The following is a 3,282-nucleotide window of genomic DNA, read 5'->3' on the forward strand; positions in this document are numbered from 1 at the left end:
TTTGCTCTTTAAAAATCTGGATCAAGCTGAAAATTGAAACACTGAACAACGAAAGTTGTTCGTGAGTCTCTCAAATTTTCGCAACACGATGATGAATCGCAAGAAACATCTTCGGGTTGTGAGGTTAAGCGACTAAGCGTACACGGTGGATGCCCTGGCAGTCAGAGGCGATGAAGGACGTGCTAATCTGCGATAAGCGTCGGTAAGGTGATATGAACCGTTATAACCGGCGATTTCCGAATGGGGAAACCCAGTGTGATTCGTCACACTATCATTAACTGAATCCATAGGTTAATGAGGCGAACCGGGGGAACTGAAACATCTAAGTACCCCGAGGAAAAGAAATCAACCGAGATTCCCCCAGTAGCGGCGAGCGAACGGGGAGCAGCCCAGAGCCTGAATCAGTGTGTGTGTTAGTGGAAGCGTCTGGAAAGGCGCGCGATACAGGGTGACAGCCCCGTACACAAAAATGCACATGCTGTGAGCTCGATGAGTAGGGCGGGACACGTGGTATCCTGTCTGAATATGGGGGGACCATCCTCCAAGGCTAAATACTCCTGACTGACCGATAGTGAACCAGTACCGTGAGGGAAAGGCGAAAAGAACCCCGGCGAGGGGAGTGAAAAAGAACCTGAAACCGTGTACGTACAAGCAGTGGGAGCCTCTTTATGGGGTGACTGCGTACCTTTTGTATAATGGGTCAGCGACTTATATTCTGTAGCAAGGTTAACCGAATAGGGGAGCCGAAGGGAAACCGAGTCTTAACTGGGCGTTAAGTTGCAGGGTATAGACCCGAAACCCGGTGATCTAGCCATGGGCAGGTTGAAGGTTGGGTAACACTAACTGGAGGACCGAACCGACTAATGTTGAAAAATTAGCGGATGACTTGTGGCTGGGGGTGAAAGGCCAATCAAACCGGGAGATAGCTGGTTCTCCCCGAAAGCTATTTAGGTAGCGCCTCGTGAATTCATCTCCGGGGGTAGAGCACTGTTTCGGCAAGGGGGTCATCCCGACTTACCAACCCGATGCAAACTGCGAATACCGGAGAATGTTATCACGGGAGACACACGGCGGGTGCTAACGTCCGTCGTGAAGAGGGAAACAACCCAGACCGCCAGCTAAGGTCCCAAAGTCATGGTTAAGTGGGAAACGATGTGGGAAGGCCCAGACAGCCAGGATGTTGGCTTAGAAGCAGCCATCATTTAAAGAAAGCGTAATAGCTCACTGGTCGAGTCGGCCTGCGCGGAAGATGTAACGGGGCTAAACCATGCACCGAAGCTGCGGCAGCGACACTATGTGTTGTTGGGTAGGGGAGCGTTCTGTAAGCCTGCGAAGGTGTACTGTGAGGTATGCTGGAGGTATCAGAAGTGCGAATGCTGACATAAGTAACGATAAAGCGGGTGAAAAGCCCGCTCGCCGGAAGACCAAGGGTTCCTGTCCAACGTTAATCGGGGCAGGGTGAGTCGACCCCTAAGGCGAGGCCGAAAGGCGTAGTCGATGGGAAACAGGTTAATATTCCTGTACTTGGTGTTACTGCGAAGGGGGGACGGAGAAGGCTATGTTGGCCGGGCGACGGTTGTCCCGGTTTAAGCGTGTAGGCTGGTTTTCCAGGCAAATCCGGAAAATCAAGGCTGAGGCGTGATGACGAGGCACTACGGTGCTGAAGCAACAAATGCCCTGCTTCCAGGAAAAGCCTCTAAGCATCAGGTAACATCAAATCGTACCCCAAACCGACACAGGTGGTCAGGTAGAGAATACCAAGGCGCTTGAGAGAACTCGGGTGAAGGAACTAGGCAAAATGGTGCCGTAACTTCGGGAGAAGGCACGCTGATACGTAGGTGAAGCGACTTGCTCGTGGAGCTGAAATCAGTCGAAGATACCAGCTGGCTGCAACTGTTTATTAAAAACACAGCACTGTGCAAACACGAAAGTGGACGTATACGGTGTGACGCCTGCCCGGTGCCGGAAGGTTAATTGATGGGGTTAGCGCAAGCGAAGCTCTTGATCGAAGCCCCGGTAAACGGCGGCCGTAACTATAACGGTCCTAAGGTAGCGAAATTCCTTGTCGGGTAAGTTCCGACCTGCACGAATGGCGTAATGATGGCCAGGCTGTCTCCACCCGAGACTCAGTGAAATTGAACTCGCTGTGAAGATGCAGTGTACCCGCGGCAAGACGGAAAGACCCCGTGAACCTTTACTATAGCTTGACACTGAACATTGAGCCTTGATGTGTAGGATAGGTGGGAGGCTTTGAAGTGTGGACGCCAGTCTGCATGGAGCCGACCTTGAAATACCACCCTTTAATGTTTGATGTTCTAACGTGGACCCGTAATCCGGGTTGCGGACAGTGTCTGGTGGGTAGTTTGACTGGGGCGGTCTCCTCCTAAAGAGTAACGGAGGAGCACGAAGGTTGGCTAATCCTGGTCGGACATCAGGAGGTTAGTGCAATGGCATAAGCCAGCTTGACTGCGAGCGTGACGGCGCGAGCAGGTGCGAAAGCAGGTCATAGTGATCCGGTGGTTCTGAATGGAAGGGCCATCGCTCAACGGATAAAAGGTACTCCGGGGATAACAGGCTGATACCGCCCAAGAGTTCATATCGACGGCGGTGTTTGGCACCTCGATGTCGGCTCATCACATCCTGGGGCTGAAGTAGGTCCCAAGGGTATGGCTGTTCGCCATTTAAAGTGGTACGCGAGCTGGGTTTAGAACGTCGTGAGACAGTTCGGTCCCTATCTGCCGTGGGCGCTGGAGAACTGAGGGGGGCTGCTCCTAGTACGAGAGGACCGGAGTGGACGCATCACTGGTGTTCGGGTTGTCATGCCAATGGCACTGCCCGGTAGCTAAATGCGGAAGAGATAAGTGCTGAAAGCATCTAAGCACGAAACTTGCCCCGAGATGAGTTCTCCCTGACTCCTTGAGAGTCCTGAAGGAACGTTGAAGACGACGACGTTGATAGGCCGGGTGTGTAAGCGCAGCGATGCGTTGAGCTAACCGGTACTAATGAACCGTGAGGCTTAACCTTACAACGCCGAAGATGTTTTGGCGGATGAGACATCAATAAGTAAGCTTGATAACAGATTAGATTAACCGGCGTAAGCGGGTTAATAAAACAGAATTTGCCTGGCGGCCGTAGCGCGGTGGTCCCACCTGACCCCATGCCGAACTCAGAAGTGAAACGCCGTAGCGCCGATGGTAGTGTGGGGTTTCCCCATGCGAGAGTAGGGAACTGCCAGGCATCAAATAAAACAAAAGGCTCAGTCGGAAGACTGGGCGTTTTTAT

2 rRNA genes are annotated in these 3,282 nt (G+C 52.4%); both read left to right on the top strand.

Going from position 1 to position 3,282, the window contains the following annotated elements:
- Positions 1-122: 122 nt before the first annotated feature.
- A 23S ribosomal RNA gene (locus D9741_RS23130) occupies positions 123-3,024 on the top strand.
- A 97-nt stretch (positions 3,025-3,121) separates the two neighbouring features.
- Positions 3,122-3,237, top strand: a 5S ribosomal RNA gene (gene rrf / locus D9741_RS23135).
- Positions 3,238-3,282: the final 45 nt, after the last annotated feature.

The organism is Escherichia sp. E14V7 (assembly GCF_004212225.1).
Taxonomy (GTDB): Bacteria; Pseudomonadota; Gammaproteobacteria; order Enterobacterales; family Enterobacteriaceae; genus Escherichia.